At 54.3% G+C, this 18,857-nt stretch carries 21 protein-coding genes; 3 read left to right on the top strand and 18 right to left on the bottom strand.

The annotated features are described in order from the left end of the window. Positions 1-60: 60 nt before the first annotated feature. The 18 genes from SPTER_RS05295 to SPTER_RS05210 all read right to left on the bottom strand — a co-directional run bounded on the left by SPTER_RS05295 (position 61) and on the right by SPTER_RS05210 (position 16,962). A complete protein-coding gene (locus tag SPTER_RS05295; protein ID WP_246105491.1) occupies positions 61-1,002 on the bottom strand; it encodes a P-loop NTPase family protein in 942 nt (313 codons plus the stop codon). Between the two features lie 83 nt (positions 1,003-1,085). Then, positions 1,086-2,333 carry a methylaspartate ammonia-lyase gene (locus tag SPTER_RS05290; RefSeq protein WP_144349371.1) on the bottom strand — a complete coding sequence of 416 codons (1,248 nt, stop codon included), beginning with the start codon at positions 2,331-2,333 and terminating at the stop codon, positions 1,086-1,088. Positions 2,334-2,438: 105 nt separating this feature from the next. Continuing rightward, positions 2,439-3,890, bottom strand: coding sequence for a methylaspartate mutase subunit E (locus SPTER_RS05285; protein WP_144349370.1), 1,452 nt, complete (start codon positions 3,888-3,890; stop codon positions 2,439-2,441). Positions 3,891-3,915: 25 nt separating this feature from the next. Next, on the bottom strand, positions 3,916-5,298 hold the full coding sequence (glmL, locus tag SPTER_RS05280) for a methylaspartate mutase accessory protein GlmL (RefSeq protein WP_144349369.1): 1,383 nt from the start codon (positions 5,296-5,298) through the stop codon (positions 3,916-3,918). Positions 5,299-5,314: 16 nt separating this feature from the next. Beyond that, on the bottom strand, positions 5,315-5,725 hold the full coding sequence (glmS, locus tag SPTER_RS05275) for a methylaspartate mutase subunit S (protein ID WP_144349368.1): 411 nt from the start codon (positions 5,723-5,725) through the stop codon (positions 5,315-5,317). A 5-nt stretch (positions 5,726-5,730) separates the two neighbouring features. Further along, the gene (locus SPTER_RS05270; protein WP_144349367.1) at positions 5,731-6,708 is read right to left on the bottom strand and encodes a GntR family transcriptional regulator; all 978 of its coding nucleotides are present in this window, start codon (positions 6,706-6,708) and stop codon (positions 5,731-5,733) included. A 286-nt stretch (positions 6,709-6,994) separates the two neighbouring features. Continuing rightward, positions 6,995-7,369 carry an RDD family protein gene (locus tag SPTER_RS05265; RefSeq protein ID WP_144349366.1) on the bottom strand — a complete coding sequence of 125 codons (375 nt, stop codon included), beginning with the start codon at positions 7,367-7,369 and terminating at the stop codon, positions 6,995-6,997. A gap of 161 nt (positions 7,370-7,530) precedes the next feature. Further along, positions 7,531-8,007 (bottom strand): metallophosphoesterase family protein, encoded by a 477-nt coding sequence (locus tag SPTER_RS05260; RefSeq protein WP_144349365.1) that lies wholly within the window; start codon positions 8,005-8,007, stop codon positions 7,531-7,533. Further along, on the bottom strand, positions 8,004-8,612 hold the full coding sequence (locus tag SPTER_RS05255; RefSeq protein WP_144349364.1) for an XTP/dITP diphosphatase: 609 nt from the start codon (positions 8,610-8,612) through the stop codon (positions 8,004-8,006). Before SPTER_RS05255 ends, SPTER_RS05260 begins: the two co-directional genes overlap by 4 nt. Positions 8,613-8,615: 3 nt before the next feature. Further along, entirely contained in the window at positions 8,616-9,359 is a 744-nt protein-coding gene (gene rph, locus SPTER_RS05250) for a ribonuclease PH (protein WP_144349363.1), read from the bottom strand. 28 nt (positions 9,360-9,387) lie between these two features. Next, a complete protein-coding gene (locus tag SPTER_RS05245; RefSeq protein ID WP_144349362.1) occupies positions 9,388-10,707 on the bottom strand; it encodes a histone deacetylase family protein in 1,320 nt (439 codons plus the stop codon). Next, positions 10,704-12,377, bottom strand: coding sequence for a hydantoinase/oxoprolinase family protein (locus SPTER_RS05240; protein ID WP_144349361.1), 1,674 nt, complete (start codon positions 12,375-12,377; stop codon positions 10,704-10,706). Before SPTER_RS05240 ends, SPTER_RS05245 begins: the two co-directional genes overlap by 4 nt. Positions 12,378-12,406: 29 nt before the next feature. Further along, a complete protein-coding gene (locus SPTER_RS05235; protein ID WP_144349360.1) occupies positions 12,407-13,162 on the bottom strand; it encodes an acyl-CoA dehydratase activase in 756 nt (251 codons plus the stop codon). A 25-nt stretch (positions 13,163-13,187) separates the two neighbouring features. Further along, positions 13,188-14,183 carry a 2-hydroxyacyl-CoA dehydratase family protein gene (locus SPTER_RS05230; protein ID WP_144352759.1) on the bottom strand — a complete coding sequence of 332 codons (996 nt, stop codon included), beginning with the start codon at positions 14,181-14,183 and terminating at the stop codon, positions 13,188-13,190. A gap of 183 nt (positions 14,184-14,366) precedes the next feature. Continuing rightward, positions 14,367-15,038, bottom strand: coding sequence for a coenzyme F420-0:L-glutamate ligase (locus SPTER_RS05225; RefSeq protein WP_144349359.1), 672 nt, complete (start codon positions 15,036-15,038; stop codon positions 14,367-14,369). A 12-nt stretch (positions 15,039-15,050) separates the two neighbouring features. Continuing rightward, positions 15,051-15,593 (bottom strand): hypothetical protein, encoded by a 543-nt coding sequence (locus tag SPTER_RS05220; protein ID WP_144349358.1) that lies wholly within the window; start codon positions 15,591-15,593, stop codon positions 15,051-15,053. 44 nt (positions 15,594-15,637) lie between these two features. Next, complete coding sequence (gene murI / locus SPTER_RS05215; RefSeq protein ID WP_144349357.1) at positions 15,638-16,468, bottom strand: glutamate racemase; 831 nt, start codon at positions 16,466-16,468, stop codon at positions 15,638-15,640. Positions 16,469-16,548: 80 nt separating this feature from the next. Continuing rightward, on the bottom strand, positions 16,549-16,962 hold the full coding sequence (locus SPTER_RS05210; RefSeq protein ID WP_144349356.1) for an acyl-CoA thioesterase: 414 nt from the start codon (positions 16,960-16,962) through the stop codon (positions 16,549-16,551). Positions 16,963-17,229: 267 nt separating this feature from the next. On the opposite strand from SPTER_RS05210, the gene SPTER_RS24570 reads away from it, so the two are divergent. The 3 genes from SPTER_RS24570 to SPTER_RS24565 all read left to right on the top strand — a co-directional run bounded on the left by SPTER_RS24570 (position 17,230) and on the right by SPTER_RS24565 (position 18,848). Then, on the top strand, positions 17,230-17,391 hold the full coding sequence (locus SPTER_RS24570; RefSeq protein ID WP_170233156.1) for a hypothetical protein: 162 nt from the start codon (positions 17,230-17,232) through the stop codon (positions 17,389-17,391). A 147-nt stretch (positions 17,392-17,538) separates the two neighbouring features. Continuing rightward, positions 17,539-17,823, top strand: coding sequence for a DUF2325 domain-containing protein (locus tag SPTER_RS05205; RefSeq protein WP_211367480.1), 285 nt, complete (start codon positions 17,539-17,541; stop codon positions 17,821-17,823). Positions 17,824-18,698: 875 nt separating this feature from the next. Beyond that, positions 18,699-18,848, top strand: a complete 150-nt coding sequence (locus SPTER_RS24565) for a hypothetical protein (RefSeq protein ID WP_170233155.1) — start codon at positions 18,699-18,701, stop codon at positions 18,846-18,848. Positions 18,849-18,857: the final 9 nt, after the last annotated feature.

The raw sequence follows: 18,857 nt of genomic DNA, 5'->3' as shown, positions 1-18,857 counted from the left end.
ATAAATTCTGCCGGGATAAGAAAAACAAGACTGATCAGCCTTAAGCAGGTAATCAGCCTTTTAACAATTGACAGTGTTTAACAGGTTAAACCCATCAAGCGTATCCGACATGGGACCGACAAGGCCGATAATAAGATAGGTCCGGGTTTTGGGATCAAATTTATATTCAGGCATCAGACGGAAGTTTTCAATCTCTTCCGTATTGCGCACATGCGTGCGCGGCCCCGAACAGGCCCAGGTCATATCGCCAATCTTAATATGGCCCTCATCGCAATAGCTGATATTGATCTCTTCCTCAATCAGCTTTTTCACCTTCCGCTCCACCTCCGGCAAGGCAGCCGACAACTCCAGCGGGTATTCCAGCACAAAGCCATGATGAACATCGCGGTGGCGGAATTCCAGGATCGCCCCGTAGTCGTTAACCAGGACCCGGGTGGTAAGGTCTTCGGCCGTGTGCGCCATTTTCCGGTATTGGAGGGTTTTTACGACAACATCCCTGATTTCCTGCGGTACAGGGCCAAACACGGTTGGCCGGACAACAATAACCTCGCCGCCAACGCCGATGAGGACATCGGCATTGGTTTTGAGCAAGGGATACAGGAGGTCAAAGTGCTCGACAATGACCCGTTTATCATGAGCCAGGGCCTGCCGGACAGCCTCCGCCAAAACATGGATCTGCGTAAAAGCCAGTTCAAACCGCATATCAAGATGATAGGTGTGGCTGGAGAAAAATCCCCGGTCGATATTCTTAAGCAATGGCAGCGGCCTGATATTAACACCGTCGTCATCATTCGTAAGCTCCAGTCCCGGAAACATCCCCTTTACCATCGATGATTTACCGGCACCGGCATCGCCGATGATCCCGATAAGCCGGTCAAGCGGCGACAAATAGCGTTCACTCAGCTGCTGCCCCAGGATGTACATGCGGTTGCGGCCGCGGGGAGCAAAGTAGCTGGAATACATAAGCTGGTCACCAAGACCTAGTGTAACCGTGGATTTCATGACAGGTCCCCCCCTCTGCACTGCTAAACCCCTGTCAGCGGCCTGGTTTTGCCTGGCACCCGGAACCTCTAGCAGTTAGTTTCTTAGTGTTTGCGAGTCCGGCGCACTGCAAGAATGCGCTGCATCTCATTATAAACAATCATATAGCCCTCGTCTACGCCCATGCCCGGTTTAGCCAGCATTTGTACAGGCTGGGTTGCCATCGCGATATGGACACAGACCTCGGCCGAGCGGTTGGTCTCATTGCAGGTACCGCCCTGATAAGCGCCAACCCCTTTCTGCTTGCAGTACAGGACAGCTTCAATAATATTGTTAATGCCGCCAAGGTCAGGGGTTTTGATCTGCAGCATGTCGCCGGCGCCTTTGTCGGCAAAATCCTTAATATCATCAAAGGTATTGCACCACTCGTCGGCAACAATCTCAACATTAATTTGCTCGGCATGCAGGCGGGAAGTAATCGCGGCCAGCACCTCAATCTGCTGTTCCCGGTCCTCAACATCCACCGGGCCTTCAATGCGGAGCGTAAGGGGCGCGGCCGCCTGTTCCAGCCGGCGGAAAAATTCCACCATCCGGTCAACATTATTTTGGAAGGCCAGGCCGATTGTGCCATATACGTCAATATGCAGTACCGGCGCATAGTCGGCCGTGGTTTTGAGCTGAGCCACCCGGTCCCGCAGCCAGCCCACATATTCTAATAGCAGTTCGCCGTTTTCTCCCAGCTTCTCCTGCACATTATTAATCAGGCCGTGGGGTAATACCTCAGCATGCTTAATAATCATTTTGTCAACATTATTATAACGGTCATCGCCCGACTGGGTAAAGATAGCAATTTCCTGCTCACTTACCTGGGTGTTATATTCAGCGGCAATCACTTCGCACATCAGCTGTTTCTTGGCTTTGGCCACCGCAGCCAAAATCGCCTGGGTAACCCCATACCGCAAAGCCGTGTGAATCCGTTTGCCATCGTCGTAGGTCAGGTTGTCGATCTCTTCCGCCAGCTGCTTGAAAGAAGCCAGTTCCCGGCCAACCAGCCGGGGTTTAATCATTTTCTCAATAACCGGAATAAAATCCTCTGCCAGGAATAAGGGATCCCGGCCGCCGGCGCCGCTATATTGCACAGCCGCGCAGTCGCCACAAGCAATCTGGCCGTCTTCCAGCATAATCATAACCGATACGGCTTCCCCGGCCTGACGGACAGCCTTGAAACCGGCAGTGACAGGCTGTCCGATATAGGTAAAGCCATCATGAGCAGCCCCGGCCTTAATGGCCCGCTGATCATCGAAGTAAAAACCGGTCCGGCCTTTGGCGCAAACTACATCAACTATTTTCATTGTATCGCTCCTTAGTATTTATGTTAACAATAAAAAGAGGCAGGCGTGCGGTCAGGTTAATCACCGGCCGCCGCACCCGGCTGGTTCAGCAGCAGAACCGGCGGCTTACCGCGGGCGGCCTACCAGATTACCTTTGGAGATAGCATAGATATCGTCAATCACCATTTGGAAACTGGCGGAACGGCCTTCGGCTCTGGCCCGCTCCGCCATCTTGTCCTGATGGAAAGCAACAAGGTCCGGCGTAAACGGCAGATTGCCGACATCGAACAGGCGCACAGCCCCGTTGTTATCACGGGCCGGCAGGATTTTGTTCAGGCTGAACTTGCTGGGCGCGAACGGCACATCAAGCACACCGGCCTCGAAAGCCCGCACCGCCCCGACGGCATAATCATTGCCGCCCAGCTCATATACCTTATCCAGAATGCAGCGGGTTTCAGCTTTAATTATATTGATTTCCAGCTCCAGCTCACTCGTCAGCGGGAAAGCCTGATCCTTCAGCATATTAATCATCTGTTTGGTGGTGCGCAGCCCCTGGGCGTTGGCTTCCTTCGTCGGAATACCCAAGGCTTCATGAGGGGTCTTGACAATAACCTTGGTGGCTTTCGCCAGGGCTGCCGTCGCCGCGCCCCAGGAAATAACCCCAAAGGCCTTGGCCTCATCCTGCGGGAATCCGCCCATCCATTGATGAAACACAGTGGTAAGTACACAACCATTGTAGCCGTGTTTGTTCATATATTCTTCGGCCAGCTGTTCCAGGGCGCGAATGGCGGCAATATCCTGAATCAGATTACCGCACTGACCATAGCCAAGGGTGATATTCTTTACACCCTGTTCGGCCGCAAGAATACCTTCGATGATCGCTACCGCGTGCGAAACACTGGGCGGCACCAGGGTACCGGTCAGCGGCCCAAACGGTTCCCGGTTGATCTCAATACCATGTTCGGCATAAATGCCAATCATCCGGTCGCAATACTGCCAGTCGTAGATCGTCTTTTCCAGCGACACACTTTTGGCATAAGGAATATTGTAGGAAATACCGCCACCCTCGTAAGAGGTGTAACCGGCGGCAATCGTAATCTCACCTAACAAGCGGGCATCCGGGGTGCCATGACGAACCTGCAGCGGCGCGTCAACACTTTCCACAACCCGGCGTACCCCGGCAACCCCGTGATTAACAGCCGGGAAGCCGTTTAACAGGGAGCGCCCGGCTTTCAGGCTTTCTTCAATACCGTTCTGGGCTTCTTTATACTGGTTTTGGCGGGTATAGCTGTCAATAGTGCTGGGCAGGAGGTCGGCTTCCCCTTCCGTCTTCAGGAAGTTAAGCAAATTTATATGTTCATCAATAAGGGCAACACCGGCACGCGGTTGGGTCAGGGTCTCGCCGTTTTTTTTGGCTTTGACCAGGCGTTTGGCAAAATGGCGTTTGGCCGGGATGTTTTCATGATATTTGACCGCTTCTGCAAAATCGACCTCTTTGCCTGTCGGCCAGTGGGTCAGGACTTCCTCGCGGGTGGCATAAAACTCGTCATGCGTCCACTTTTTATTCTTAAGTTCCATGTGAACAAAAGCCTCCTCTTATCAACTATTGCTTGATAATGTATTTTTTCATCATTCGCACCGCTGCAGCAGGATATTCTTCGCCCAGCAGGCCCATCGATGCCATGATGTAATCCTGGTCAATGAAAAACTCCGGTTGCTGTGGCTTGAGTACCTCCGGGCTATTTTCATCAAATAATATGCCCTTCAAGATCTCCGCCGGCTTGGGGTTGTTGACAATCACCCCGCCGGTGCCGATCACCGTGGCCACCCTGGTCAGATCCTTGCCATTCTGGACATGGCTGATGCCAAAGGGCGTGTAGTAAATAACCAGATGCCCCACATGCCTGTCGGCACTAAGCTTTACGCAGGCTTTGCCCATCGCAATCTCAACGGCCGCTTCGGCCTCCGTTGCCGGCAGATAATCGATATCGGCTTCCACTTTGGCGACATAGGCGGCGGCGGCGGCCGGCGTCACACCGGCATAGCCGGCAATCATCTCCGCCCCGGCGGCTTTTAACAGGGCGCCGGCACTATAGCGCATGCCCAGGTCCCCTTCCACCGTGCGTTTGCCAAACGGCTCAGCCAGACCCTTTAACGAAACCCCGCCCACGGTGGGATCGCCTTTAGCGATCGAGTACACATCGGTGGTGGCGCCGCCGATGTCCATTACCATTAAATCACCGAGGCCTGTTTCCCCGCCCCCGCCCTGGCTTAACAGCTCGGCCGCTTTCAAAACGGCAGCCGGTGTCGGCATAACCAGCCGGTCAACCATTTTATTGGCCCGGTTTAAGCCCTTGGCTTCAGTGATGCGGTTCAGAAATATATCCCGGATAACAACCCGGGCCGGCTCAATATTAAGTTCATCCAGCCTGGGCATAACGTTTTCGGTGGGCCGGACCTCGGTCATTTTCGCCGCCAGGATTTTAACCACCGCCGGCGTTACCGACTTATTGCCGGCTACCACTACCGGTATGTCCAGGCCCAGCCCGGCCAGCATCTGAGCATTATGGACGATGACTTTTTGATTGCCGCCGTCGGTACCGCCGGCCAGGAGAATAATATCAGGCTGTAGCCCGGCAATCTCTTCCAGCTCATATTCACTTAACTCATGACTGAACACCTTCAGCACCTTGGCGCCGGCCCCCAACGCCGCCCGCTTGGCAGCCTCGGCCGTCATCTCCGGCACTAAGCCGACAGCGATCATTTTCAGCCCGCCGGCCGCGCTTGAACAGCCCAGCACCTGGCTGAAATCAAGCTTGCCGGTCCGGGCAAACAACGCGGCCAGGGCCTGATTAAGGCCGTCCATGATATCGGTGGTAACAGTAGTAATCCCCCGGGCAGTACCTAATACCTGTTCCTGTTCAATATCTACCGCTGTAATTTTGGTATAAGTACTGCCGAAGTCGATGAGCAATACATTATTCAAAATACCAGACCCCTTTTTATATCAAATCCGCTTGCAGGTCGGCCAGTACCACGTCCGGCAGCGTTCCCGGCTCATAAACCTTGTCATATCCCATCGCCAGGAACTTTTCTTCTACCTCTTTAAAATCTGTTTTGCCGACAACCAGGTTGCCGCCAACATAGAGCAGGATATCTTCAATGCCGGCTTCACGGCAGCGGTCACGCAGCCCCCGGCAGTCAATCTCACCATGGCCATACAGAGAAGCAACCAGAATGGCTTTCGCGTCGGTTTCAATGGCGGCATTAACAAATTCCTCTTGCGGAACCAGTACACCCAGGTTAATTACCTCATAGCCGGCAGCGGTAAGCGCATGATTGAGGATTTTATTACCCACAGCATGACAGTCGGCACCAATCACACCTAATATAACCTTTACCTTGTTTGTCATTTCCACTACTCCTTTGCTTTATCGGACTCAGTAACCAACCGGCTAATAACCTGTTGGAGTGATCCCTGGTCGATTTCATAATAAAAGGTGATGATGTCCTGGTCTGCACCGGCTGCCTGGCGCACAATGCTGTGCATTGAGTCGGCAGTAACAACCACCTTGTGATGAGCAATACATTGCTTTACCTGCTCGCCGCCCTGACCGACGCACGGGTTCAGCACAAGGCCGCTGCAGCCAATTTTGGCCAGCAGCCTGTTCAGGGCTGTGACAAATTCCCGGGTCTTGGCAACAACAGCCACTTCCGTACCTGCCGCTAACCGGGCTAACTTGATTACCGCCTCCAGGTTCGGCGTAGTAGCCACAACCATCAGTTTATTACCGCTGCCGAGACGCTCGGCAATCGCCGCCTGGTGTTCCATTGTCGTCACTATCAGATCGCAGGCCGCGAGAAACTCCGGTTTAACAATTCCTGTCAGTACATCGGCCAGCGTAACCGCTTCAAAGTGTACTTTGGCCACTTGCCCCAGCTGCGCCACAAACCGTTCCACATATTCAAAGGTACAGTCAATAACCGCAACCCTGAGCGCCCTGACGGCAAACTCCTTTTCTTTGGCCCGGATAGCAACCAGCGCCGCAAACTGCTCCACCGTAAAACCAAATTCCACTACCTGCAGCATAGCCGCATCAATCACCTTAAGAGCCCGCTCCAGCCTGCTGCCGGCAATATCGGCCCCGGCAACCATGGGATCGGCCGTCTGTTCGCGCACAAAGGTCCCTCGTCCCTGCTGCGCCTCCAAAACCCCCTCCAGCAGCAGTTCTTTGTAAGCGGCGCTGACCGTATTCCGGCTAATGCCCAGTTGTTCTGATAACTGGCGTTCTGTTGGCAGCTTGTCACCGTGTTTGTAATAACCTGTTTTTATTTTGTCCAAAATGTGCGCTTTCACTTGCAGGTAAATCGGCACGCCAAGTTTTTGTACAATCACAGTCATCATCCTAATTTATTGGATTAATGGATTAATCCAATTTTGTTTTACATTATTATTATCCCATAGCATGTGTCAAAAATCAAGAACATTTTAGCAAAAATCCACCACGAAAAGAAAAAATTTATATTTTTCTCTCTTCTCTGCCAATTAGTCATGCCTTTAACATTGCGGCCCCCGCTGGCAGCCACCGGAAGAACAGCATAATAAAAAGGCAGAACTCGCTCTGCCCCTTTATTATGCCTTATATATGCCGGTGTTATCGCTGCCGGCTTGCCGGATAATTTTATTGTACCTTAATCACCAGCGTAGCGGCCAGCCGGTCTCCCAGACGCTGATTATTCACTGAAGTCCAGATCAGCACCGCACCGATAAAATAGAAAAATAAACCGTCAATAAGCCTGCAGGCAGTACGCACAGCTGCCGACCGCAGATCACAGGCTGACCCGTCAGCTTTCACAACCTTAAGCCCGCACAGCATTTTACCGGGCGTAGCCCCATAACTGCTTTCAAAGTAGGTGTAGTAACAAAAGCCAATGACCAACGACCACAAATAATGCGCTCCCCCGAGGGCGGCGGCGACGGCCCCGCCGATCACCGCCAGCAATATCCCGTCAACAATTGTGGACAAAGCCCGAATGCCGACACCAGCTCCTTCCATCTCTGTTCACCTCCCCTACTGTGGCATCGCTGTGTACTAATATATGCAGCGGCCTAAGCCGCCTGTGCCCTTTAGAACATAGATTTTTCTCAGCTTAGACATAGCATTGATTTTTTTACATTCTGCTGAGGCAAAAAGAAAAACCTTGCCGGCCGGCAAGGTTATAATTCCCTGATAGTTCCCTCAATTGTACCGCCGGCATGGATCTCTAAGATGCCGTAGCTTGGCGCTGCTCCGCCCCGCGGCGCTCCCGGACTGCCGGGATTAAAGATCAGTATTTCCTGATGCCGGTGATTGTACGGAATATGGGTATGACCAAAAACCACGATATCGACACCGTATTGCCGGCCCCACCAGACCAGCTCATCGACACCGTATTTTACATGCTGCCGGTGGCCGTGGGTCAGCCAGATTTTCTTGCCGGCCGCTTCGATGTACTCATCGGCAGGTACGTCCTGGGTCCGGTCGCAATTCCCCGCCACCCCGGTCACCGGCAGCCCTGACAGCTCAGCCAGCCGCCGGCCGTCCCGGTAATAATCGCCGGCATGCAGCCATAGCGCAACCGTCCCGGCATCGGCCAGCACCCGGTGCAGCACCCCGGCGTCGCCATGACTGTCACTGACAACGCCTATTCTCATTTGGCCAGCGCCGCCAGTTGGTTAACCAATTCTCTGATGGCCTGGCCCCGATGGCTGATGGCATTTTTTTCTTCCTGATTCATTTCCGCCAGCGTACGTGCAAATTGCGGCAGCAAAAACAGCGGGTCGTAACCGAATCCCTGCGTGCCGCGCGGCTCAGAAAGAATAATGCCTTCCACGGTCCCTTCGGCGGTAAGGATTACTTTGTCGGCATCAGCCAAGGCCAGCACACACCGGAAGCGGCCGCTGCGTTTTGCCGCCGGCACGCCGGTCAGATTAGCCAGCAGCTTTTTATTGTTATCACTATCACCGGCATGCTCCCCGGCATACCGGGCCGAATAAACCCCGGGGCCCCCCTTTAGGTAATCGACCTCTAAACCGGAGTCGTCAGCCAGACACAGCTTGCCGGTCAGCCGGGCGTAAAACTTCGCTTTAGCACAGGCATTGGCAGTAAAAGTCAGGCCGTTTTCCGGGGCCTCCGGAAAATTGCCTAAATCAGCTAAAGAAGTCACCCGGTACGGCAGGCGGCTTAACGCCACCTTAAATTCAGCCACTTTGCCGGCATTTTTGCTGGCGATAATAATCTCTTGGCTTGCCTGCGGCATTTGTTATCCCTCCCGGCCTACTTTCCAGGCCAGCTGGCCCAGCGTTTCTTTCTGTATATCCAGTAATTCCTCTATGCCCTGACCACCGACAGCCAGCAGCTCATGTAACTGGGTCTGCGTAAATGTTCCTTTTTCGCCGGTTCCCTGGACTTCGACAAACTGACCGCTGCCGGTCATAACCAGATTCATGTCCACGACCGCCGTGGAGTCCTCGCTATAGCACAAATCCAGATAAACGCCGGCCGGAAGAATACCGACACTGACGGCCGCTAAAAAGTCTTTCACCGGAAAAGGCTTGGGGCTCTCCCCCCAAATGCTGTTAACCGCATCAACCAGCGCCACAAAGGCGCCGGTAATGGCCGCTGTCCGGGTGCCGCCATCGGCCTGGACAACATCACAGTCCAGCCAGATCGTTTTTTCCCCCAGGGCCTTAAGGTCAATCACGCTCCGCAGGGCCCGGCCGATTAACCGCTGGATTTCATGGGTACGGCCGGTCAGCTTGCCCCTGGCCGCCTCGCGCACATTGCGGCTCTGGGTGGAGCGCGGCATGAGCGAATATTCGGCACTCACCCAGCCTTCACCCGACCCCTTTAAAAAGGGCGGGACTTTATCCTCAATGGTTGCAGCACAGATAACCTTGGTATCACCAAACTCCACCAGCACTGAGCCTTCAGCATATTTTAAATAATTGCGGGTAATCTTAACTTGCCGCAGTTCGTTCACTGCCCGTCCGTCTGCTCTGGTCATAATGACCTCCTCAAAGAATAGATATTTTTTAGATTTCTTCCAGTGTATCCTGCTCTTTATCCTGAAGGTAGTAGTGATCGTGCCGGCCATCTTGTTTGGCATTATGTACGGCGGCCTGGGCCTGACGCCGGCAGACGCCGCAGCTTTGGCGGGGAATAATAGCGGCAAAAGCCGACCTGCTGCCGCCGGCCCTGCTGTCAGCCTGGGTAGCTACAGTCTGATAGCCCTGACAGAATGGGCACTGCCGTACTGTTTCCTGCTGTTGTTCCTGGATGCCGCTGTCGTCATAGTAGATATTCCGCCGGCGCTGCCAAAGGTCTCCGGCTTTGGCAACAGCCTCACGCTTAAGTTCGTCCCGCCGGCGCCAGATGTCCTGCCACTCTGCTACCAGCTTGGCAATATAGCGGGTATTGGTTTCTGACTGGCGCGGGCAGCGGGCAATATCAGGCTCCACCACCCGGCTATAGTCCAAACCGGCCATGGCCAGGATGATACCGGTATTTACATAGGGAAGGGCATCTTCGATGGCATAGCCGCCCTCCAGCACGGCAATATCGGCGCCCAGCTTTTCCGTCAGCCGCGCATAGCCCTGGGCTGTAATCGCCATATTGGCCAGCGGGTCGCTATAATGATTATCCTGCCCGGCCGAGTTAATAATCATGTCCGGCTTAAAATCTTCCAGCATCGGCAAGACAAGCTGATCAAGCACAACATGCAGGCCCTGGTCCGTGGTGCCCGGCGGCAGCGGGATGTTAACGGTGGCGCCGAATGCGCCGGGACTGCCCAGCTCGGACATGGCCCCGGTCCCCGGATACAGCGTCCGGCCATCCTGATGCAGCGATATAAACAGAGTGTCCGGATCATGATAAAAAACATCCTGCGTGCCGTCACCGTGATGAACATCGGTATCCACGACCGCCACCCGGTTAAGGCCATAATGGCGCCGGAGATATTCTACCATAACCGCTTCGATATTGATAGTACAAAAGCCCCGCGTACCATGAACCACCCGCATGGCGTGATGCCCGGGCGGCCGCACCAGGGCAAAGGCGCTGTGTACTTCCCGGCGCATAACCGCCTCGGCGGCGGTTATGGCCCCGCCGGCCGACACCAGGTGAGCATCGGTAATCAGCTGGGCCAGCCCCGGCACACCGATATGGACACGCTCGGCATCCTGCAACCGGGCCAGCCGGGGCCGGAATTCCTTAATATTCGGCAAATCCAGCAGCCCTTCTTCCACAATCTGGTCCCGGGTATAGAGCAGACGCTCTTCGCGTTCCGGATGCGCCGGTGTTATCGCCCAGTCAAAAGCCGGAAAAAAGACTAACCCCAAAGATTTTCCGCTCATACTCCCGCCTCCCGCACCCGTACCGGCATCAATACGCCGGGGGTTGCCTGCAGCCTGCAGGTCATAATCTTGCCAATGGTCGTAAACCCGCGAATTACATTAAATTCTTCCTCATAGATCCGCTCACTGTGAGCCGCCGCCTCAGCCATGCCGCCCGCGGCCGCCCGTTCGCCCAGATGGACAGCCGCCGCCGCCCAGGCTTGCTGTAACGTAAAATTCTTTTTATCAACCGGCCGCTTGATGCCCAGCTCCGGCACAGTATAAAACCCCTGGGCCGTATCCGCCCGCAGGGTAATTTCCGTTGTCGACCGGGCTGACGCCGCCCCCACCGCATTAGCCACCATATATCCCGGCGGCACCTGCCACGGCAGTTCCAGCTGCTCAGCCACCAGCGGCGCCAGCCCCAGGGCGGCACCGCCCACACCGATAACCAGCTCCGGCTGATAGACTTCGCCAGCGATAATATCTTCCACTTTATACACCGGTTTTTCCGCCTGCTCAGTCAGCATCGCCCTTATTGTCCGGCTCACAACACCTGTGGCCACACGCAGCGTTGCCCAGGCAGCATCTTCCGGCGTCTGGCCGTCTGCCGCCACGCTGGCCATCGCCTGCCGGGCCAGCGCCGGATTGCCGTAGTCAATCAGACCGGCTACCCGCAGCGCATCCGCGACCGCAGGTTCCGTGCCGCCGTTGCTCATCGCCGGCCCGCGGCGCATCGGCCCCACCGCCAGGCTGCCATTTTCCCGGCGGACATAACTGTCACCGCCAATCCCCACTGACCGCAGCCAGAACGAGCGTATCGCCGTCGGATAGCCGTTGACAGCCGCCCCGCCTGGCGCCAGCAGCGGGACACCGTGCTGCCATAAAGCGATATCGGTGGTTGTGCCGCCGATGTCCAGCGACACTGCCGGCCCGGCCGGCGCCGCCAGGGCCATAATCCCCAGCACACTGGCCGCCGGGCCGGTAAACACAGCCTCGACCGGTCTGGCTTTAGCCGCCGCCAGCGGCAGTGTGCCGCCATCCGCCTTGAGGATATAGACCGGAGCGATGAGCCCCCGTTCCGTCAGCGCCGTTTCCATGGCCGCAGCAAACCGGGAGAATATTCGCCAGACGGCAGCATTATAATAAGCGGAATTAATCCGCCGGAGATAATTTAATGAGCCTGAAACCTGGGCCCCCAGTGAAATACAGGCCGGGTTCAGCTCCTCCGCTACCCAGCCGGCTACCAGCTGTTCCTGCAGCGGATTGCGCACAGCAAACTTGCCGGCCACGGCCGCCACGGCCGTGCCGCTTAACTCCCGGCAGGCGGCCGCAACCTCGGTCCGGTCAGGGGCCGCCTGCTCCCGGCCGCGATGGTCGGTATACCCTGACAAAAAATAGGGAGACGCCGGCACCAGGCCGGTAAGATTAAGCCCCGGCCCGGCCATGAGCAGCAGGGCGGCTTTATCGGTTGTCCCCTCGATCAGGGCATTGGTCACAATCGTTGTTGATAAGGCCACCCGCTTTATCCGGCTGGCGTCCAGGCCGGCCAGCACCTTATCAAGCGCAGTCACAATACCGTTTAACAAAGCCGAATGCGTAGTCGGCGTTTTTCCTGACGCCATTATGCGGCCGTCGGCAATGATTACGGCATCGGTAAAGGTTCCACCCACATCAATTCCCAACAACAAACTGTTCGCCTCCCAACACTTGCGGCCGGCTATTTATATACAGCACAGCCAATTGCCCCGTTAAGCTGAGGGTGGGCCGGCACAACCACCTCCAGCCCCATTTCCCGGGTAATAAACTGCTGAATTGCCCCCCCTAAGGCCACGCCGCCGGTAAACACAATTATATCGCTCTTCAGGGCATTCAGCATGGGTTTTATCCGTTTATAGATCGTGTAATTGACACCGGCAGCCAGCTCCGCCACACTAAAGCCCTCCACAATCCGCCCAATCAGCTCGGACTCGCCAAAGATCGCGCAGGTGGCACTGAGTTCGACCGGCTGCTCACTATAGTCGGCCAGCTCGGCCAGGCCAATCCCCAGCACAGTGGCCATGTTTTCCAGATAGCGGCCGGTACTGGCCGCACACTTGTCGTTAGTCTGGAAATCCACCATCCTGCTGTTGCGTACTTTAATCACCTTGCTGTCCTGACCGCCTAAGTCCAGCAAGGTAAAGTCAGTCAGGCCGGTTTGCGCAATTGCGCCCAGCATATGGGCTTTTAGTTCCGGAATGACCGTGGCCCCCACAATATTAATAGTATTGCGCCCATAACCGGTGGCAGTCAGCTGTGCTACCGCCGGCAGGCCCAGGGCGGCAAAATCCACAGCCAAACCGCGGTCCGTCCTGTGACCGTACTCACGGTAAAATGTGGCAGTCTCATAAACAGTAGCTGCGGCCAGTTGTTGTGTGTCGGCCGCCATAACCACCACTTTAACGCTGCGACTGCCTAAATCTATGCCGCATCGCATACTATTCCTCCTTTACCGTCCTGGTTTAACGCAGCATTTCCAGGAAGCTGTCAAGCCGCAGTCTGGTTCTGGCATCAAGCCGCCCCGGATTATCGCCCTCGATCGTCAGAATAGGCACCGCCAGTTTCTGCCGCAGAATCATATCCTCAATTTGCCGGAAACAAAAACTCTGCACATAATGAATAATACCGTCAAGGTTGCGGCGCTCAATCTCGGCCTCAATATCCTTGATGCGCCCAAATACGCCATAAGGGTAGGTATACAGCCGGTATTGCTCAACAAGGTCAGCAGTGGCAAACGGCATGGCAAACTGGCGCTGCACCTCATTAAAGACAACCCGGGCCCCCATCGTTTCCAGGTAAGGATATAAATCAGTAAAGATTGGCGGCACGCCGATATAGCCCAGCCGCAATTCCTCAGCATATTCACAGGCATTGCCGGCCACAGTCAGGAACCGGTCCACATCCTGGGCAAAAACACCGGCATCACTGTTGAAATCACTGCAGCTTACCTGATATAAGTGATTATTAAAACCATTTACCGTATTGGCCTGCCAGGTCAGCCGGTCAATCTCAGCCACTTGCAGACGCAGCTTATCCAACTGTTTTTTAACGGCGTTAACCGCTGCCCAGTCTGTCCCCAGGACGTCCATAAGTTTTTCCATTTGCAGTTTTAACAGGTCATAATCACGGTCAAAGGGATAGGCAAAGGGAATGGTTTCGACCCCGGCCAGCTCATAGGTCTCCATCAGGGCATGGGTGTTGCTGCAATCCCCCTGCGTAACGGCGATGACCTTATCAATACCGCCAAAACCGGCATTTAGTTCCTTATTAACCACAACCGCGTATAATCCCTTTATCCAGCCGCAAATATTCCGGGGATAACCGGCCTCCTCGGCCGTTTCCACCATGCGCCCGGCGTCGGGGCTGGTAATAAATATATTGTTTAAGTCAACAGGGGTATGCCCTGCGGCCAGAATAATCTCGACCGGCACAGTAGTCGTAATGCCGATGCGGGCCATATCAATCACATCTCCTATTGGTAAGTTGACACTCCCCCTGACTAAAAGCCGGGGATTCTCGGGTGCTGAAACGCCAGGCGATTAAACACCACCGGTGCTTAGTAAGCAAACGCCGGGCTGGCACATAGATATTTAAAACAGAGGATAGACTGCCTACCCTCTGTTTACGGAAAAAAGCAAAATTTATTGTCCTGTTGCCCGTTGGGCGGCTGAGCCGTAGTTTTTGATAATCACGATCGGTGTCTTTTGACTGGCATTGCCAAACGGATTATCAATGAGGAGCCGGGCAATCTCTTGCGGATTAAGCCCCGGGGTAACCCCCAGTACTGCCGCCCGCTTGAGATCGTTGACATCGGCTACAACCGCCCCATAACAGCCCAGACGTTTTTTGATCGCCTCAGCCACACCGTTAGGGTCAGCCGGACCGTACACCAAATATTTATCAAACGGCGGCATCGTTCCGGTCACATCATCAATCAAAGCCGCCTGTTCACCGGCCAGTTCATAAAAGAGGCCGTGCCTGCCTACCAGTTTGCCCAGCATCCCCAGGAACATGGCCCAGGCAACCCGGCCGCTGCCTTCGGCATTCATGGCCGCCTGCATGCCATATACGGAAGACAAACTGCCTTTCTGCGGCACAAAGCGGCACAGTATCCGGGCTAACAGCGACGGCTGGAGCTCTTCCGGCCGCACGATCCGCCCCTGAGTAATCGCCACAACACTTTCCGCAACCGACACAACGTCATTGGGGCCGATATCCTCTTTTGCATAGTGCTCAATAATATCAACAATATTATCTTTATCGGTAAGAATCCGGGTTGGTACCGGTTTTAGCGCTAAGGCCTGCTCTGTCATATCTATCCCCCCCTATCTGACTGCAGCTTGCTGCCCGGCGGCAAGAGCCTTGTGGATTTCAGCCGCTGTCATTACCAGCCGGTTTTTATCAATATACCAGGGGCTGCGGGCGACTACCTGAAAAATAATATCAATCGGCATATCAACCATATCCTTAAGGGCCTCCCGGATGTCGCCGCTTTTGGCGGTGAAGGTTACGGTTAAAATAACAGCCCCGCCGGTATTGAAAGGAACAATATAGGCTTCCCAGTAACCATCACTGCGGTTCGCGCTGTTCAGCGTCAGCCGTACATCAGTATCAACGGCGTCAAATTGCTCGCCCGGCAAAAAATGACGGGGAAAAACATCCATCAACGTACCATCCTGCGTACCATTATTGACAAATGGCACCGTGGCCTTAAACGTTGCGGCCGCCTGGGTAATTTCCGCAAGCGTAAAATCAGTACGCTGATCAACAATAAATTGGAAATGAGCATCACCCTGGTTGGCAATATACAGCCAGACGGCCACCGCTGCCCCTGCCACGAGAATCAGTAAAACAGCTAAAACTTCCATACTAATGCCTCCACATCGGGTATCGGCCAGGAAACCCTTGTATTTTAAACTTCCGAATAATACGCCTGTAAATTAACCAATGCAAAACTCGGAGCCTGGCTCCGGGCCCGGGGAAAATCGATCACGCAGGCCGCCGCCCGCTTGGCCCGCGGCAAGTCAGCGGAAAAGCATAACCGCACCTGCCCCCGCGCCCGGGTGGCGAGCTTATCGGTGTGGGCCAGCTGAGTACGCGCCGCGGCTGCCGTTTCCCGGGCCGGATCGATAAGGACAACCGCCGGTCCCATAAGCTCCCGGATCAGCGGGCTGATAAACGGATAATGGGTACAACCGAGAATCAACGCATCAACCCCGCTGGCGGCCAGCGGCATAAGATACTCACGGGCGGCGGTTTCAATCTCCGGTCCGGACAGCTTTTCCTGCTCAATGAGGGAAACAAAGCTTGGACAGGGCTGGGCAAATACGCGGGCCGCCGGCGCCGCGGCCTTAATGGCCCGGGCATGATTGCCGCTATTGATAGTCGCCTCGGTGGCAATGACCCCGATTCGCTGCTTCCGGCTGGCGGCCAAAGCAGCAGGCACGCCATTGTCCACCCCGATCAATAAAAACGGAAACTCTGTTTTGGCTTGCTCCAGACCAAGAGCAGTCATCGTGTTACAGGCCGTTATCGCCATTTTAACCTTTTGTCCCGCAAAAAAAGCCAAAATCTCCTGCATAAATCCCAGAATTTCTGCTGGCGGCCGTGAGCCATAAGGGGTACGGGCAGTATCGCCAAAATATATTATATCTTCTCCCGGCAGCAGGCTAAGGACCTCTCTGACCACCGTCAGCCCGCCCAGCCCGGAATCATAAATCCCGATTGGCGCATTATCTCCCAATGACGCCACCTCCTATCAAGTTAGTCTCCCTTGGCGCCATATATAATATGCAAAAGACAGGGATTGTTGCAGCAGTGTCGTCAACAACCCTTATCTGGCAGCGAGCTGCTTATTTTTTTAAAATAGTGGTCCGGCAGACGGACAATTTTCCCCTGTCTGTTAGTAAAAGCATTTTGCGTACGGCCTGTAGCCAGCAGGGCGCCGTCATGCTCACGCAGCACCCGGTAGGTAAACACCATCTTTACTTTGGACATTTCCGCCAGCACCGCTTCGATAACTATAATATCATCAAACCTGGCTGACAGGCGATATTTGCAATCTACATCGGTAATCGGAAAAACAATATCCTCAGCCATTAAATCGTTAAGCAGTACCCCGGCCTGCCGCAAATACTCCACCCTCGCCATCTCAAACCAGCGAAAGTAGTTGGCATGGTGGACCACGCCCATCATGTCTGTTTCCACAAATCTGACCTTTTCCCGTACTGTAATCATCAGCTATCCCGTTCCTAAATTAATTGATTATAAAAAACTTGGTTTGTGGCAAGTCCCTCAGGACGCCGGCAGAAGCCACCTGTGCCCTTTAGGTATAGATTTTTCTTATCCTTAAGATTCTGGCTGCGAAATGGGGTAAGAAAAAAAGCACGCTATCAGCATGCTGGTAGAAGAATTTACGTATTTATTGTACTTTTCTTGGGCATTTTTGTCAATGGCGGATTAGTCATTAAACGGGGCAAACTAATCGGGGAGGTGAAAAAACACATGCCAGTATACCGCGTTATTATTGACGGCCGGGAAACCGGTGAGTCTGTCATTGCCGGCAATTATGCCGACGCCTATTTTGAAGTGGCCAGCACAATGCCGCTTACCTACCAGACTGATGTAAAACTAGTAGCCGTCGAGCAAGCCCAGGACAAGCCTTAACGGCACACCGCCGGGGATTGTGGCTGCTGTTGCCGCCGCCATGGCTATATTTTAAATATAGTCCGATTGTCCTATTGACGTGAGGCATCAAGTCCATTATAATGTAATTGAGAATGATAATAATTTTCAATTGATAGGAGTGATATTATGTCAGTATTTATCGTCGGTGCCGATGTGTTAGGCAATATACCTTCCAATCTTTCCAAAGCAGGTGTCAAAACGCTGTTGCATTTTAAAGGTCGCAAGCGGATATCTGAGGATATTCAAATACCGGCCAATACCGATCTGGTCTTAGTGATAACAGATTACATATCCCATAATATCGCCGAATTAATTAAACGCAAAGCCAAAGAAGCTTCTTTACCGGTTGTCTTCTCCAAACGCTCCTGGAGCCATCTGCAGGAAAAGATTCAGCCTTATATGGTGAAATAGCATGGCCAACAACAGCTTAGTTAACTGTAGGCAGGATTGTCCTTGGCAATCTGCCTGTGAAATATCTAATGTTTAATTATTCGCTGATATTTTTAAACGCCGCCGGCACAGCGCTGCGGCCGGAGCCGGCCCTGCAGTTTTCTCTGTAATTAACAGGCGAGCTGCCGAAACCAACTATACCCCTGCGGGCGTGTCGCCAACCGTTTAAAAAACGCCAGGCGGCCCGCCTTTTTCCGCCCCGAACCGGAAAAAGCATAACTTTGCTTGCAATTGCCCGGAAACAAGCTCTAATCGGAAATATATGGAAATCGAAAGTGTCGCAAGCACTTCCAGGCCCGCGCCAGGTGAACCAAGCACCTACACGTAACAGTCAAGCTGTCCACGACGACGTTACTATTATACACCGCGCTTCTGCCGCAAGACAAGCGGGGAGCCGGGTATAAAAGGAAGGACGTTGCCGGCAGGCTCCGGCTGTGAGTGCGACTGGACGCAGCAAAACATTCAGCCTCTCCTGATCGCCAATTGCCGGCAGCAAGGCAGCCATTTGGGCTGGCCGGTTTGCGCCCTTGCTGGACCTGCCGGGCAGGTCCGGTTTGTTGGGATTGATGAGGATATAGCAGACATCAAAGCCAAGCGCATGTGTAGGGTAAAAAACCTCGCATGCGCTTTTTGATTTCCCCCTGTAAAAAGCTGACGGCAGGGCTGCCCTGCAGCCTCTGCCCCAGCCCAATAGGGGGTATATATATAGAACCCGGCTCAAGCCAACGGTCTGCGCTACCGGACCCCGACGCCGGCCGCCACTCTGCCGGCCGGGCCGCAGGCGCCAGGCGGCGGGCGGGCGCTACCGGCCCGGGGCCGGACAGGAGGACCGGGTTATGCTAACAAGGATGTTAATCCAGGCTTTTAACCGCTACATTTTTGCCAGAGTCGATCATATCCTCAACCTGGCCGGCACCAACGATGCCGGCTACAGTAAAGCGGCCCGGGAAGGCGGTCCCGCCTTTGGTCGCCGGCTTTCCCTCTGATAAGTATTG

This window comes from Sporomusa termitida, from assembly GCF_007641255.1.
Taxonomy (GTDB): Bacteria; Bacillota; Negativicutes; order Sporomusales; family Sporomusaceae; genus Sporomusa; species Sporomusa termitida.
Note: the sequence above shows the minus strand (reverse complement) of the source record. Positions and strands in the feature narration are given on the sequence as shown.

Excerpts from the sequence above, each read along its gene's own strand:
- SPTER_RS05295 (WP_246105491.1), bottom strand. The coding sequence starts at position 1,002 with ATGAAATCCACGGTTACACTAGGTCTTGGTGACCAGCTTATGTATTCC.
- SPTER_RS05255 (WP_144349364.1), bottom strand. The coding sequence starts at position 8,612 with ATGCCGCAGGCAAGCCAAGAGATTATTATCGCCAGCAAAAATGCCGGC.
- SPTER_RS24570 (WP_170233156.1), top strand. The coding sequence starts at position 17,230 with ATGCCAGTATACCGCGTTATTATTGACGGCCGGGAAACCGGTGAGTCT.
- glmS (WP_144349368.1), bottom strand. The coding sequence starts at position 5,725 with ATGACAAACAAGGTAAAGGTTATATTAGGTGTGATTGGTGCCGACTGT.
- SPTER_RS05235 (WP_144349360.1), bottom strand. The coding sequence starts at position 13,162 with ATGCGATGCGGCATAGATTTAGGCAGTCGCAGCGTTAAAGTGGTGGTT.
- SPTER_RS05205 (WP_211367480.1), top strand. The coding sequence starts at position 17,539 with ATGTCAGTATTTATCGTCGGTGCCGATGTGTTAGGCAATATACCTTCC.
- SPTER_RS05260 (WP_144349365.1), bottom strand. The coding sequence starts at position 8,007 with ATGAGAATAGGCGTTGTCAGTGACAGTCATGGCGACGCCGGGGTGCTG.
- rph (WP_144349363.1), bottom strand. The coding sequence starts at position 9,359 with ATGACCAGAGCAGACGGACGGGCAGTGAACGAACTGCGGCAAGTTAAG.
- SPTER_RS24565 (WP_170233155.1), top strand. The coding sequence starts at position 18,699 with ATGCTAACAAGGATGTTAATCCAGGCTTTTAACCGCTACATTTTTGCC.
- SPTER_RS05225 (WP_144349359.1), bottom strand. The coding sequence starts at position 15,038 with ATGACAGAGCAGGCCTTAGCGCTAAAACCGGTACCAACCCGGATTCTT.
- SPTER_RS05230 (WP_144352759.1), bottom strand. The coding sequence starts at position 14,183 with ATGGCCCGCATCGGCATTACGACTACTGTGCCGGTCGAGATTATTCTG.
- SPTER_RS05290 (WP_144349371.1), bottom strand. The coding sequence starts at position 2,333 with ATGAAAATAGTTGATGTAGTTTGCGCCAAAGGCCGGACCGGTTTTTAC.
- SPTER_RS05210 (WP_144349356.1), bottom strand. The coding sequence starts at position 16,962 with ATGATTACAGTACGGGAAAAGGTCAGATTTGTGGAAACAGACATGATG.
- SPTER_RS05285 (WP_144349370.1), bottom strand. The coding sequence starts at position 3,890 with ATGGAACTTAAGAATAAAAAGTGGACGCATGACGAGTTTTATGCCACC.
- SPTER_RS05265 (WP_144349366.1), bottom strand. The coding sequence starts at position 7,369 with ATGGAAGGAGCTGGTGTCGGCATTCGGGCTTTGTCCACAATTGTTGAC.
- SPTER_RS05220 (WP_144349358.1), bottom strand. The coding sequence starts at position 15,593 with ATGGAAGTTTTAGCTGTTTTACTGATTCTCGTGGCAGGGGCAGCGGTG.
- SPTER_RS05245 (WP_144349362.1), bottom strand. The coding sequence starts at position 10,707 with ATGAGCGGAAAATCTTTGGGGTTAGTCTTTTTTCCGGCTTTTGACTGG.